This window comes from Pseudoalteromonas sp. CuT4-3 (assembly GCF_035666335.1).
GTDB lineage: Bacteria > Pseudomonadota > Gammaproteobacteria > Enterobacterales > Alteromonadaceae > Pseudoalteromonas > Pseudoalteromonas atlantica.
The window spans coordinates 2,827,494-2,841,256 of the sequence record NZ_CP142030.1 but is presented as its reverse complement, the minus strand read 5'-3'; the positions used below and the strand labels follow the sequence as shown (position 1 = coordinate 2,841,256).

Genomic DNA, 13,763 nt, shown 5'->3' with positions numbered 1-13,763 from the left:
GTTGAACTGCGCTTTTGTTAAATCTCAACTTGTAAGTTGTCGATTAATCTAACATTGCCTAAAAAGGCGGCAGCTAAAATAACAAGTTGTGTATCATCAAGTGTAGCAGCTTTTAATGTATCTCGTTGAGCTATCTCAAAATAATCAGGCTTTAAGCCGGCTTGCTCTAAACTAAGCTGTGCGCTTTGCTCAAGTGCTTTATAATCGGTATTGCCTGCTTTGAGCTGCTCAGCGCAACTGTTTAGTGTTTTAAATAATGCGGTAGCCGTGGCTTTTTGCTCTGCAGATAAATAGCCATTTCGCGAGCTCATAGCTAAGCCTGAAACTTCACGCATGGTCGGTACACCAACAATTTCAACCGGAATTGATAAATCGCGTACCATGGTTTTAATCACTTGCAGCTGCTGAAAGTCTTTTTCGCCAAAGCATGCATAATCTGGTTGTACTAAATTAAATAACTTAGTCACTACCGTGGCTACGCCTCTAAAGTGTCCTGGGCGCGTGCCGCCACAATACCCCATAGATACGCCTGGTACATCTACAAAGCTTTGCTCACCAAGCCCATTTGGGTAAATGGTGTCTACGCTTGGGGTAAACACAATATCGGTATTTAAGTCGGCTAAGCCTTGTTTGTCTTCGTTTAATGTACGTGGGTAGCTATCTAAATCTTCGTTGGCACCAAACTGCATTGGGTTGACAAAAATACTCACAACCACCTTATCGGCCATTGTTTTTGCCTTTTCAACCAATGAAAAGTGGCCGCGGTGCAAGTTGCCCATGGTTGGCACTAAAGCCACGCTTAAACCTGCTTGGCGCCAAGCTTTAATTTGACTACGTAATGATTTAATTTCAGTAATTGACTGCATTATTTAAACTCATGTTCGGCGCTTGGAAACGCGCCACTTTTAACGTCTGTACAATATTTTTTAACTGCATCTGGCATGTTGCCAGTTTCCAGTAAAAAGTTTTTAGAAAATTTAGGAATGTATCCTGCCGAAATACCGACTAAGTCGTGCATTACCAGTATTTGGCCATCCGTTACATTACCTGCGCCAATACCTATGGTAGGAATGGTGACGGCATCGGTAATGCGTTTAGCGAGAACACTTGGGATACACTCAAGCACTAATAATTGGGCACCTGCGGCTTCTAGGGCTTTTGCATCATCAATCATTTTTTGCGCTTTGTCGTCTTCGCGGCCTTGAATTTTAAAGCCACCAAATACGTGTACTGATTGCGGCGTTAATCCTAAATGGCCACAAACAGGAATCCCTTGCTGCGTTAAACTTTTAATGCTGTCGTAAAGCCATTCACCGCCTTCAAGTTTTACCATATTAGCGCCTGCACGCATTAACTCTGCTGCATTTTTACAGGTGTCGCTAACATTTGAATAGCTCATAAAGGGCATATCGGCTATTACAAAAAGCTCACGGCTGCCACCGCGAACACAGCGGGTATGATAGGCTATATCTTGATTGGTTACGCCTAGGGTATCGTCGCCACCTTGCAGCACCATGCCCAAAGAATCGCCAACTAAAATAACGTCCACACCGTTATCATGAAATAACTTCGCAAAACTGGCATCGTAAGCGGTTAATGCGGTGATTTTGTTATTTTCTGCTTTCATTTTATTTAAAGTAGAAACGGTTATTTTAGACATAATATCCTCGCAGGCATAAGCCTTGGTTAATTACAGAGGTAATTGTTGTAAGTCGTTGAGCGGTAAGTCTTGCGCAATGGTTTTTAATGCAATGCCGCTTGGTAAAATCAGTTCTGGGGCAAGCTCAAGTAAAGGGTAAACTACAAACTCACGTTCGCACAGGCCATAATGTGGCACAGTTAAGCGCTGAGTATTAATCACTTGCTCACCAAACAGTAAGGTGTCTATATCGAGCGTACGCGGCCCCCAACGTTCGGCTTTTCTTACCCGCCCATGTTCAAGCTCTATGGCTTGAGTTAAATCAAGTAATTGCTCAGGTTCAAGCGCGGTTTTAATACACGCTACGGCATTTACATAGTCGGGTTGATCTTGTGGGCCCATTGGTTTGCTTGCATAGTAATGCGATACACTTATAAATTCACAATGAGGCAGCTTTTTAAGCGCACAAACGGCGTTATCAAGCTGCTCTTTGGGTGAGTTTAGGTTGGCACCTAAACCCAAATATACACACTGCATGCAATTACTCAGCTGGCTTTTTAGTGGTGCGGCGGCGCGGACGTTTACGTGGTTTTGGTCCACCTTGGTGGCCTAGGTTTTTTACCATTTCTTTTTGGCCATTAATATCTAGGCTCAAGTATTGTGTCCACCACTGGGCAAGCTCACTATGTTGGTGCTCACCGGCATCCACTCGTAATAATAAAAAGTCATAAGCGGCTTTAAATCGTGGCTGCTGGGTAAGTCTGTAAGCGCGTTGGCCGGCACGTTTATCTAAGCGTTGCTGTATATGCCAAATGTCGCGTGCGCCTAAGGTAAAGCGTTTAGGTACTGCTATATGCTGGGCATTTTCGCTCAGTACTTTATTCATGGCTTGAGCAAAGGCATCAAAGTAAGACAGCTGTTCTTGTTGTTTAATTTTAGTTGTGCGCTCAAGCAGCGGAAACCACATTAAAGCAGCAAATATAAACGCAGGCGTTACTTTTTTATCTGCATTAATGCGTTTATCGGTGTTTTGAAACATTTGCTGAATAAACGCCGCTTCTAAGCCGTCAGGGTTTTTATCTAAAATTTTATCAAGCACCGGAAATAACGACTTAAATAAGCCGTATTGGCGTAGCATTAAATAGTTAGCTTCGGCTTTACCGTTTAAAAACAGCTTTAGAACTTCTTCAAATAAACGCGCTGGCGGTATGTTATCAAGTAGGCTGGCAAGCGCAGTAATTGGCTTTTCGCTTTTTGGCGCTATGCTCATATCAAGCTTGGTTGCAAAGCGTACCGCACGTAGCATACGTACAGGGTCTTCGCGGTAGCGTGTTTCTGGGTCGCCAATTAACTCAATTTGTTTTGCTTGTATGGCCGCTAAGCCATTGGCGTAATCGTATATACAAAAATCGTTAATAGAGTAATACAGCGCGTTGATAGAAAAATCACGGCGCTCGGCGTCTTCTTCAATGCTACCAAACACGTTATCGCGCAGTAACTGCCCGTGCTCGCTTGATTGGCTAATTTGGTTTTTGTCTTCTTGCGCTTCGTGGTGCCCGCGCATGGTGGCTACTTCTATAATTTCGCGACCAAAAACAATATGTGCTAATCGAAAACGACGACCAATTAGGCGGCAATTTCTAAATAGTTTTTTAACTTGCTCTGGGGTGGCATTGGTAACAACGTCAAAGTCTTTTGGTTGTTGACCTAACAATATATCGCGAATACAACCACCTACAAGGTAAGCGTCGTAACCACCGTCTTTTAAACGGTAAAGTACTTTGATTGCATTTGGGCTAAATTGTTTACGTGAAATACCATGTTCGCCGCGTGTTACAACAACCGGTTCATCACTTGTTTGAGTGCTTTGCACATCGGCATTTGGGCCGATTATTTGCCTGCAAAATTGAAAAAGCTTGGAAATAATAATCTGTCTCCTACAGAAATGATGATTGGCTGGTCATCGCAATCAAAAAGCACATAAATTAGGTATTATAGTGCGGTGCTTTGTATTTATTGTAAATAGCCTCTATTTAGGCGGTTATCATATACCAGCGCGGTATAAAAATTAAGTTGATGGACTGAAATTAAGCCGTTTTTAAGTTTTTTATTTGCTTAAATGCGTAAATTTAGTGCTGTTTGGATGCTGACCTTGCGAAATTTGAATTTCGGGTATGTTTGGCACCGCTGTTAAGCTAAATTCGTCAATAGCCCACGTAATTAATTGCTCTACAGACAAATCATTCAATTGGCTATGTACAGGTAAGTTTAAAAATTCAAACGCATCAATAAGCGCAGGTTTTGGATTGTCTGTGCTAATAGCGGGCGCATAATTTTGTTTAGAGAGTTTAAAACCAGGCTCGGCCACCACAAGGGGTAAATGTGCGTATTGGGGGATGGGCGCATTAAGCTGTTTAAATAAACTGATTTGCCTTGCTGTAGGCTCGATTAAATCGGCGCCACGTACCACACGATTAATACCTTGCTCAATGTCATCAATAACCACCACTAGCTGGTAGGCAAATAATCCGTCACTGCGCTTTATTATGTAATCTTCATGGGCTAATGCACTATTTACAGTAATATCGCCTTGAATCAAATCGTTAAAATGGCATGTTGGGTGCTGCTGGCTAAGACGAAGTGCGCCTTGCTCTGTTGATAAGTTAAGCGTTTTGCAGTGACCTTGGTAAATGCCACCCATGGCTTTTATTTGTTTGCGAGAACAGCGACAACCATATACACATTGTTGGTGGATCAGCTTGTTTGTTACCTCTTGATAAAGAGGTAGGCGCTGAGTTTGATAAACAACGGATTCGTCCCAGTAAAGGCCGTAGGCTTGTAAGGTATTTAGAATATGGGTGTCGGCATTTTTAACCACGCGGGTGGTGTCTATATCTTCAATGCGCACTAACCATTTACCCTGATTTACTTTAGCATCAAGGTAGCTGCCCACAGCCGCCACAAGTGAGCCAAAGTGAAGTGGCCCAGAAGGAGACGGTGCAAATCGACCGCGATAGTCACGCTTTGGCGTGGTAACGGCTGTAGGAGACATAGTTAACTAATTTTAATTAACCGCGCCCAGCTTGTTTTTCTTTAATTTCTGCAAGGGTTTTACAGTCTACGCATAAATCTGCAGTTGGACGAGCCTCTAAACGACGAATACCAATTTCGATTCCGCATGACTCACAAAAGCCAAAATCATCTTCTTTAATTAAGATAATTGTTTTTTCAATTTTTTTGATCAGTTTACGTTCGCGGTCGCGAGTACGAAGTTCTAAAGAGAACTCTTCTTCTTGCGCAGCGCGGTCAACTGGATCAGGAAAGTTGGCAGCTTCGTCTTGCATATGCGATTTCGTGCGGTCAACTTCATTACGTAAGTCGTTACGCCACGCTTCTAAAATCGCTTTAAAATGAGCACGTTGTGCTTCATTCATATACTCTTCGCCCGGCTTTTCTTGGTATGGTTCTAAACCGGCTTGAGCCAATAAACCATGTCTTTGTTGGTCTGGCATAACTCTCTCCTAAATCCTTAATTTAATGCCTCAGCATTAGCCGGCGGTATAAATAGCAGAATCTTATACCCTAGGCAAATTTATTTTTTAATTAATCGAATTAGCTTCAACCAGTGTGTTGACTAAAAAGGCTCATATTTTAATTTTGATGCTTTATTAATCGTTATTTCGGTATTTAAACTTGCCTAGTTATATGGGCATAAAGTTTAAAAGCAAGTTAAATTTTTTATTTAAAGGCCACTTTCTCACTAAGCGTTACTTCATTTGGTGAAATAGATGCCTTATAAGCGTATACCTCCACGCCTTTTTTAATCGCGTGGTTTAATAAGTCGCTGTATTTTTTATCTATGTGGCTTGCTGCACTCACCGTATTAATACCTTGGTGCAAAACAGCGAACAGTAATACTGCGCGGTGGCCTTGTTCGATCATTTCTATTAATTCGCGAATGTGTTTTTGCCCACGCACGGTTTGCGCATCCGGAAAGTAGCCTTGCCCATTTTGTGGTGCGGTTTCGCTTAACAAGGTGACTGACTTTACCTCTACATAGCAAGTGGGTTTATTGTCACTGGTGAGTAAAAAGTCGATACGGCTGTTTTCGCTGCCGTATTTTACTTCACTTTGAAGCTGCTCATAGCCGTTAAGCTCTGTAATCACCTGGTTGTTGATAGCCTCTTCGACCACTTTATTTGCCACGGCGGTATTAACACATATTAACTGCGAGAGGGAGTTTTGAGTGAGCTCTAACGACTGAGGGTATTTTCGTTTACTGTTATCGCTGGTTGAATAATAAGCGCTAAAGCCAGGCTCTGCGCAACCTGTCATTTTACCGGTGTTGGCGCAGTGGGCGGTAAATTCAGTTCCATCGTTAAGTTGGAGGTCGGCTAAAAAGCGTTTATAGCGTTTTAATAACGTGGCGGGCTGTAAAGCTGGGGTGTATTTCATTTAAACTCCAATGCTAAACGCTGCAGATGCGTTGGTTTATGTTATTTATCTCAAGCTGTTGGGAACTTGTACTCACTATAGTAAACTCGGTGGCACATTTAAGTGTAAGGGTATTCTAACATGAGTGAAAAATTTGTTGTTCAACTAAGCGAGCAAGCAGCACCAAGCCATTGGGGCGAAAACGCGGCGTTGTCTTTTAACGAGCAAGGCGCAACGGTTCATTTATCTGAGCAAGAAACATTAAAAAATGTTCAAAAAGCGGCGCGAACAATTGCAAGCCAAGGTGTTAAACAGGTTGAGCTTGCGGGCGATACATGGTGCACAGAAAGCCAATGGGCTTTTTACCAAGGTTTTGTAACACCTAAATCATTACATGGTGTTGAATTTGTTGATAACGCACAATCAGATCTAAACGAGCTTGCGCATTTAAAAGCCTCAGCTACGTGGGCACGAGAAATGGTAAACGGTACAGCCGATGACATTTACCCTGAAAGCCTTGCTGAAAAAGCCGCCGAATTTATTCAATCGTTAGCGCCTGAACACGTAAGCTACCAAATTATTAAAGGCGATGCGTTATTAGAGCAACAGTGGATTGGTATTCATGCTGTGGGGCGTGGCTCTGAGCGCCCACCTGTTTTACTTGAGCTTGATTACAACCCAACAGGTGATGAAAACGCACCGGTAAGCGCTGCGCTTGTAGGTAAAGGTATTACGTTTGACTCTGGTGGTTACTCAATTAAATCTAGCGAAGGTATGCTAGGAATGAAGTGCGACATGGGTGGCGCGGCAACGGTAACAGCGGGTTTAGCACTGGCTATTAACCGCGGTATAGAAAAACGCATTAAGCTATTTTTATGCTGTGCAGAGAACTTAATTTCGGGCCATGCGTACAAACTAGGTGATATTTTAACCTACAAAAATGGCACAACCGTTGAAATTGTAAACACCGATGCTGAAGGGCGTTTAGTGCTTGCTGATGGCCTAATGGCTGCAGGCGAAACTGGCGCAGAGCTAATTATCGATGCGGCAACACTAACAGGTGCTGCACTAGTGGCTGTAGGGCAAGAGTACAACGCATTATTTGCCCTTGATAAAGAGCTGGTTCGCGAAGTAGAAGACTTTGCATCGCAAGAAATGGAAGCTGCATGGCCTCTTCCGCTTGAAAAATGGCACCAGCAAAACTGCCCATCTCCATATGCTGATACGGCAAATAGCCGCGCTCAAAAAGGTGGCGGTTACGGCGGCGCATCAAATGCAGCAGGCTTTTTATCTCGCTTTGTACCAAATGATGGTAAAGGTTGGATACACATTGATTTAGCTGCAGCATTTAATATGGGTAGCACTAGCCAATGGGCTGCAGGTGCAACTACGCAAGGTATGCGCACAGTGGCACGTACATTGTTAGAAAAAGCTTAATAGTAAGTAACTAGGCGTTTAATACATAAAATAGGCACCAATTGGTGCCTATTTTGCTATTTGCAGGCAAGCAATTTATTTTTATTTACGGTAAAATCCTTCGCCAATACCTGTTTGGGTGTTTAATTATTGGCTAAAGTGCCTACACTCAAATGTTATACTCACCACTGGGGTTCTAAACTATGTCAGATAAGTGCTACATCACAGCTCAACAGCTACTTGAAGATTCATTCCGCGTAGCGGCACAAGTTTATAAAGATGGCTTTCGTCCAGACTTTATAATTGGTATTTGGCGAGGTGGTGCACCTATTGGTATTGCTGTGCAAGAATACTACGATTACAAAGGCATTGAAACTGATCACATTGCGGTGCGTACGTCGTCTTATTACGGTATTGGCAAGCAATCTAAAGAAATAAAAGTACACGGCCTACACTACATTGTAGAAAACGCTAATGCAGGTGACTCACTGCTTATTGTTGATGATGTGTTTGATTCTGGCCGCAGTATATTTGCACTAAAAGAAAAGCTTTCTGAGCTTATGCGCTTAAACTTACCACGCGATATTCGCGTGGCATGTCCGTACTATAAGCCTAAAAACTCAAAAGTAGAGATGGTGCCAGATTACTTTATTCATGAGTCAGAAGAGTGGTTAGTGTTCCCGCATGAGTTATCGGGTTTAACGCCAGATGAAATAATTGAAGGTAAATCTGATTTAGTAAATATCCAAGATATTTTATTAGATAAGTAATTGCCAAAGCGTTAAGTAGGGGTTTATTTGCGCGGGGGCGTGTTTGTGTACTCGTTTTAAATAAATTATTGCTATAGCGCAGTGCTAATAAATACCACAAAAACTAAAAAAGGCCATTACGGCCTTTTTTTGTGTCTGATTTTTTTATAGCTGCGCAAAACTGTCTACATAATCACTTAAACTTTGCGTATCGACCGCTTTTAGCCCATGGGAGCTGCGCTGCACTAAGCCTTTTTCAACAAGTTCGGTAACTACGCGGCGATAAGCTCGCTCAGTGGTTGCAAAGCGCTCTGCTTCGGCGTTAACGGTTGGGTATGCGCGCAGTAGCGTTGGGTTATTGTTCTCGGCGCGTAGTAAGCAGTCTTTAGCTATGTTGTAGCTTAAAGGCAGCAGTAACTTATCTAAATTAATTTTTTGGTTTTCTTGAAACTTAGCCGCAATAGTTTGCGCGGTATATAAGCTCAGCTCTGGCTTTTCGAGTAGTAATGCTCGCCAGTGGCGAAGCTCTATTAAATTATAGGTTACATCGCTAAAACAGGTGACCGTATAAATACATGGGTTATTGTTTAGTGCTTCTATTTCACCAATTAGGGTGTTGTTGCAATCTAATTGGCCTAATAATAGGCGGCGTCCGTTACCTACATCATAACTAAATGAAATAGTACCGCTGCGCACCAGCACAAGTTTACTAAGTGGTTGATCTTGGTGGATCAGCACTTCTTTTTTTGATTGTTGATAGCTACTCCCTGCAAAAGTGAGTAATTGTTCAACAAGGTAACTAGAAAAATGGTATTGAAACATCAATATGCTCTTCGGACAATTGTCCTATTTATTACACCTTAATGACGATATTATTAAGGCTCTAAGAATTTACGCTAACTTGCTACTGTATTTAGCCTTGCTAAGTACGTAATACCTTCATTTCCCGTGTAATGATTTAGGAAGCTATTGGCTACAACCAATATACTTTTTAAGGTTTTTTAAGCAAGTTAGTTTTTTTATTTTATACCAATCAGCCTAATTAAGTGATCAATTTTAAGGCTAGGAAAACCTGTTGATAGCTAGGCAAAAAATAGCTATTTAGTCGTTCTCGGCAATTGCTCCTGCATTGCTCTACCTTCTGCATCCATGCAGTCGTAAATGAGCATTTTTTAACGCAGGTAGCGACACGTTTAGCCCCACAAAATGATTGAGTATTATTGCGCATTGGTATTTAACGTTGTAACACTGACAAGTGCCACACGTTAGCATTAGCGTAATGCTAACCTAAAGGGTAGGAGAGAACAATTGAGTTGGGAATATTTAGGTTATATTGCATCAGCTTTCTTGGTTGCATCGTTAACAATGACCGATGTAGTAAAACTGCGTTGGTATAATATGTTTGGTTGTATTGTATTTACTATTTACGGTGTGGCTATTGGTGCAGTGCCTGTTGCGTTTACTAATGGATTATTAGCGCTGGTAAATATGTACCATATTATAAAGCTCTACCGACAGCCCAAAGTCAAAGAAGCGTGAAGCTAAAAATTCAAAAAAAGGGTTAACATTTAAGTTAACCCTTTTTTGTTTTAAAGCACCGCGTCTAAAACAATGCCATCAGTTCTACGAGTTGGATAAAGTGACTCAACAACAAAGCTTGGGATAAATCCTTTAGCCGATGAGACCACTACTTTAGACTTTGCCCCAATAATACGAGCGTTAACTATTACACCACGATTCGTGTAAGTTAGAGTGCCTGATAAAGTGTATTCAATATGTGGGTAACCTTTAATTTCTTTACCATTACGACTAAACGAGAAATCACCTAACGGGGTTACATGCACAGCGCCTGTGTGTTTGTAATCAACTACCGATAAGCCAAACTCCTGCATTTCAGTAATAAAGCTTTCAGCCAAGTGATTACCAAATATATTTGTGGTTTGTAAATTGTCATCTAAGTTCACAAACGAAGTAATTGCAACAGGCGTTCCACTGTTGATGTAGTTCATATTTTCAATCAGCTTCATTGCTAATTGTTCTGTATAGTTACTTAATAATTTACTGCTGTTAATAGGGCGGTAGTTATTTTCTGGGAACTGCCAGTTATTTACGCGTGGCTGATGAACGTCTGTGTAACGATTATGGCTATTGTGATGGCCAATATTATTATGCGAAGCGTGGCCGTTATAAACTGGGTGAGTAGAGCATGCACTAAGTGATAAAGTAAAAAGAGCCGATAAAGTAAGAGATAGTTTTTTTGAAAACATGTTTTCTTCCTGAAACATAAGAGATTTTTTAAATTCCCTCACTTATCGACACACTTTTTAATTACTTTAGTAAATATCCATAATTACTTTGTTTATTTTTAAGTTTGTATGCTTTATAAGCTATTCTTTTTTAAAGCGTAATTCTCCAGCTACCCAAGTCTGTAAAACCTGTGTTTTATAAATCTCATCGACAGGGGCTTTAAAGTAGTCTTTGTCTATTAAAATAAAATCTGCCCATTTTCCGTTTTCTAAGCTGGCTATTTTAAACTCTTGGTGCGCTGCATACGCGCCGCCGAGTGTAAACGCTCTTAGGGCTTGTTCGCGGCTTAGCACTTCGCTTGTGCGCCAGCCGTTCTCAGGCAGCATATTATGATCCATACGGGTAATGGCTGAATACAAGCCATCAAAAGGGTTCGCCAGCTCTACTGGGTAGTCAGAGCCTGCTGCAATCACAGAGCCTTGCTTTAAAAATGTTTGCCATGCATATGCGCCTTGTAATTGGTTATCGGTTAAGCGCTGCTGAGCCATATGCATATCTGAGGTGGCATGCACAGGCTGCATAGATGGAATGATTTTAAGAGCTTTAAAACGTGGAATGTCATCAGGGGTGACTATTTGCGCGTGTTCAATACGGTTACGCAGTAACATACCGCCCGTTTGCTTAAACACGTTTTGATACGCATCAAGTACCACTTTATTTGCCTTATCACCAATTGCATGGGTGTTGGCGCTAAAGCCATTTTTAAAGCTTAAAGTAAATAATTCTTCAAGCTTAGCTTGGGTTTCTAGCATTAGGCCGTGGTGGTTTTTTCTATCTGCGTAGTCATCAATTAGCGCAGCCCCGCGCGAGCCTAATGCGCCATCGGCATATACTTTTACACTACGGATAGACATAAACGATGCTGCATCTTGATAGCGCCCTGCCTTAAGCATGTGCTTTAAATCGGGGCTAGCAGCACTTAGCATGGCGACTATTCTTAGTGGCAAATTACCTTGCTCGCTGCGCTCTTTGTAAACTTCCCAGGTGGTTTTATCAATACCGGCATCGTGAGTAGAGGTAATGCCTAAGCTTAATAAGTGCGCGCCTGCGGCATCTAACGAGTCGCTTATAGCTTGTTTTGAAGGGGCGCTCATATGCTGGGTAATTAACGACTCGGCCTTATCAACAAAAATACCGGTTGGATTACCAAATTCATCTTTAATAATTTCGCCGCCGTCAGGGGCTTGAGTGGCTGCGGTAATACCGGCCAGCTCTAAGGCTTTGCTGTTAACCCAAATTGCATGGCTGTCAACGCGCGAAAGTACCACTGGGCGGTCATTGACTACTTTGTCTAAGTCTTTGGCGGTAGGAAAGCGCGTGTCGCTCCACAGCTCTTGGTTCCAGCCTCGCCCTAGTATCCAGCCTTGTTTATTTTTCGCAAATTGTTCTAGCTTTGTGGTTATTTCAGCGACCGATTTAGCGCCGCGGACATCAAGTTGCGATAAGTTATCGCCAAGGCCAATTACATGCCCGTGAGCGTCAATCAACCCTGGCAGTAACGTATTACCTTTGGCATCAATAAGTGTGGCATCAGGAAAAGTGTTTTTAAGCGTATCATCTCCAGTTTTAACAACTTTACCGTTTTTAATCACTAAAGTAGAAAACGTTTGAATACCACCTTGGTATAAGGGAGTGTAACCATTAGCGTTGTAAATGACCTGCGTTTGCGCAATCGCAGTGCTGCTTACAAATAAGCCGGCAAGCAGTAGTGGGTTAAATAGTTTTTTGAGTTGCATAAGTTGGTTATTTTTTATTGTTAGTAAAATAACACTAGCAAACTCACTTTTAGAATACCAATATGTTGAGGTAGATAGCTTAAAAGCGTAAGGGCTGTTAAAAATTTAGCGCTTACGCTTATAAAAAAGAGTTACTTACTGGCGTATATGCCATATTCCGAAAGGGTAAGTCTGCCGTCTTTATCTTTATCATAGCTTGAAAAACGCGACCAAAGAGCGGGGTCAATGGCGGTTTCTGAACGGGTTAAAAAGCCATCGTGGTTACGGTCAAACTTTTCAAATTTATCGGCAACTTCTGTACTTTGGCCAAGGCTTACATCGCTAAAAAGGCCCAGCGCAACAAGCGCTAAATAGCTTACGGTCTTCATACTTATACTCAGTAAAGGTTATTGGTTAAATAGTCTTTAAACTCAAGAAGCGAGATTTGTTTGTCTTGGTTTTTATCCCAGCGAGTAAAGGTGCTGAGTAGCTGAGGCTGTGGCTCTAATTCGTCTTCTGTTAAGAAGCCGCTTTTATTGACATCAAGGTGATCAAAACGTTGTTTAACATCTAACGCTACAGCATTAAAGCTGATCATAGTAATAGCGATAACACTAAAAAAAACACACTTCATGGTTTTCCTTCCAACATACAGTGTTTGTAGATTAATAAAAAAAAGCACTTGCCATAATTTAACTTCCCAACATTAAATCCGTTTACACATTCCCTCAGGGATTATGGCAAATGCTTTTGAAACCTACCTTACTAGGTAAAAGCTTAAGTAAAACTTAATTAACTTCAGCTGTGGATAATAAATCTATTTTAAGCAGCTCGTTTTAGCGCTAACGGCTTAAAATTTCTAGCCACAGAAAAAGATTTAAACATCGTTACTATTGAGTTTGTTATTAAAGCGCTTAATCAAAATTAAGGTTTAAAATTTTGAAACTCTTCTTTAGAAATTTTCTTGTCTTGGTTTTCGTCTAAATCGGCAAATTGCCTCATTACTTCTTTATCTTGTTTGGCTTCTGCAAGCGATACTGCTCCATCCATATCTTTGTCTAAATGAGCAAAGCGAATGTTGACAGAAGAGGCTAAAGCCGTGGCGCTAATGGCTAAAAACATTAATGCAAATGCTGCGATAAGTTGTTTCATAATCATGTTCCCTAATTAAATGAATTTACTGAATAAACTTTTTGAATTCACTTAGCGACAACTGGCCATCTTGGTTAGTGTCTATTTGTGAAAAGTTTTCGTGTAGTACGGCATCTTCACCCGCTTCTGATTCGCTAAGCGTGCCGTTACTGTCTTTATCTAGCTCATTAAATGTAGCTTGAACGTCCATAGCTATTGCATCTGTGCCCATAAACCCAAAAGCCAGCATGGGTAAAATTACTAAAAAGCGGTTGTTCATTTAATTTCCTTATTGATTAAAGTTGCACTCACTATTACAAAAATGGTGCCAATTTAAATAAGTGTTTAAAATCAATGGTTTATATTGTTTAA

At 41.4% G+C, this 13,763-nt stretch carries 17 protein-coding genes; 3 read left to right on the top strand and 14 right to left on the bottom strand.

Annotation, left to right across the window (positions count from 1 at the left end):
• Positions 1–17: 17 nt before the first annotated feature.
• The 7 genes from panC to sfsA form a co-directional block, all read right to left on the bottom strand.
• Positions 18–866 carry a pantoate--beta-alanine ligase gene (gene panC / locus VOI46_RS13125; RefSeq protein ID WP_004586087.1) on the bottom strand — a complete coding sequence of 283 codons (849 nt, stop codon included), beginning with the start codon at positions 864–866 and terminating at the stop codon, positions 18–20.
• A complete protein-coding gene (panB, locus tag VOI46_RS13120; RefSeq protein ID WP_004586088.1) occupies positions 866–1,660 on the bottom strand; it encodes a 3-methyl-2-oxobutanoate hydroxymethyltransferase in 795 nt (264 codons plus the stop codon). Before panB ends, panC begins: the two co-directional genes overlap by 1 nt.
• Positions 1,661–1,690: 30 nt before the next feature.
• A complete protein-coding gene (gene folK / locus VOI46_RS13115; protein ID WP_004586089.1) occupies positions 1,691–2,176 on the bottom strand; it encodes a 2-amino-4-hydroxy-6-hydroxymethyldihydropteridine diphosphokinase in 486 nt (161 codons plus the stop codon).
• Positions 2,177–2,180: 4 nt separating this feature from the next.
• Positions 2,181–3,530 carry a polynucleotide adenylyltransferase PcnB gene (gene pcnB / locus VOI46_RS13110; RefSeq protein ID WP_171036107.1) on the bottom strand — a complete coding sequence of 450 codons (1,350 nt, stop codon included), beginning with the start codon at positions 3,528–3,530 and terminating at the stop codon, positions 2,181–2,183.
• Positions 3,531–3,746: 216 nt separating this feature from the next.
• A complete protein-coding gene (gene gluQRS, locus VOI46_RS13105; protein ID WP_004586091.1) occupies positions 3,747–4,691 on the bottom strand; it encodes a tRNA glutamyl-Q(34) synthetase GluQRS in 945 nt (314 codons plus the stop codon).
• A gap of 16 nt (positions 4,692–4,707) precedes the next feature.
• Positions 4,708–5,151, bottom strand: a complete 444-nt coding sequence (gene dksA, locus VOI46_RS13100; protein ID WP_004586092.1) for an RNA polymerase-binding protein DksA — start codon at positions 5,149–5,151, stop codon at positions 4,708–4,710.
• Positions 5,152–5,377: 226 nt separating this feature from the next.
• Complete coding sequence (gene sfsA / locus VOI46_RS13095; protein WP_004586093.1) at positions 5,378–6,094, bottom strand: DNA/RNA nuclease SfsA; 717 nt, start codon at positions 6,092–6,094, stop codon at positions 5,378–5,380.
• Positions 6,095–6,214: 120 nt separating this feature from the next.
• On the opposite strand from sfsA, the gene pepB reads away from it, so the two are divergent.
• Together pepB and VOI46_RS13085 are read left to right on the top strand one after the other, a co-directional pair.
• The gene (gene pepB / locus VOI46_RS13090; RefSeq protein ID WP_004586094.1) at positions 6,215–7,510 is read left to right on the top strand and encodes an aminopeptidase PepB; all 1,296 of its coding nucleotides are present in this window, start codon (positions 6,215–6,217) and stop codon (positions 7,508–7,510) included.
• Positions 7,511–7,692: 182 nt separating this feature from the next.
• Positions 7,693–8,259 (top strand): phosphoribosyltransferase family protein, encoded by a 567-nt coding sequence (locus VOI46_RS13085; protein WP_004586095.1) that lies wholly within the window; start codon positions 7,693–7,695, stop codon positions 8,257–8,259.
• Positions 8,260–8,403: 144 nt separating this feature from the next.
• Here VOI46_RS13085 and VOI46_RS13080 read toward each other — a convergent pair whose 3' ends face one another.
• The gene (locus tag VOI46_RS13080; protein WP_004586096.1) at positions 8,404–9,060 is read right to left on the bottom strand and encodes a Crp/Fnr family transcriptional regulator; all 657 of its coding nucleotides are present in this window, start codon (positions 9,058–9,060) and stop codon (positions 8,404–8,406) included.
• 486 nt (positions 9,061–9,546) lie between these two features.
• Here VOI46_RS13080 and VOI46_RS13075 point away from each other — a divergent pair, with 486 nt between their 5' ends.
• On the top strand, positions 9,547–9,777 hold the full coding sequence (locus VOI46_RS13075; protein WP_004586097.1) for a YgjV family protein: 231 nt from the start codon (positions 9,547–9,549) through the stop codon (positions 9,775–9,777).
• Between the two features lie 50 nt (positions 9,778–9,827).
• Here the strand turns inward: VOI46_RS13075 and VOI46_RS13070 are convergent, their stop codons facing one another.
• From VOI46_RS13070 to VOI46_RS13045, 6 genes are all read right to left on the bottom strand, one after another.
• Positions 9,828–10,505 carry a FlgO family outer membrane protein gene (locus VOI46_RS13070; protein WP_004586098.1) on the bottom strand — a complete coding sequence of 226 codons (678 nt, stop codon included), beginning with the start codon at positions 10,503–10,505 and terminating at the stop codon, positions 9,828–9,830.
• Between the two features lie 120 nt (positions 10,506–10,625).
• Positions 10,626–12,281 carry an amidohydrolase gene (locus VOI46_RS13065; RefSeq protein ID WP_004586099.1) on the bottom strand — a complete coding sequence of 552 codons (1,656 nt, stop codon included), beginning with the start codon at positions 12,279–12,281 and terminating at the stop codon, positions 10,626–10,628.
• A 131-nt stretch (positions 12,282–12,412) separates the two neighbouring features.
• On the bottom strand, positions 12,413–12,649 hold the full coding sequence (locus VOI46_RS13060) for a calcium-binding protein (protein WP_004586100.1): 237 nt from the start codon (positions 12,647–12,649) through the stop codon (positions 12,413–12,415).
• An 8-nt stretch (positions 12,650–12,657) separates the two neighbouring features.
• A complete protein-coding gene (locus VOI46_RS13055) occupies positions 12,658–12,894 on the bottom strand; it encodes an EF-hand domain-containing protein (protein ID WP_004586101.1) in 237 nt (78 codons plus the stop codon).
• 290 nt (positions 12,895–13,184) lie between these two features.
• Complete coding sequence (locus VOI46_RS13050) at positions 13,185–13,412, bottom strand: hypothetical protein (RefSeq protein ID WP_004586102.1); 228 nt, start codon at positions 13,410–13,412, stop codon at positions 13,185–13,187.
• A gap of 25 nt (positions 13,413–13,437) precedes the next feature.
• Positions 13,438–13,671, bottom strand: coding sequence for a calcium dependent protein (locus VOI46_RS13045; protein WP_004586103.1), 234 nt, complete (start codon positions 13,669–13,671; stop codon positions 13,438–13,440).
• Positions 13,672–13,763 lie beyond the last annotated feature (92 nt).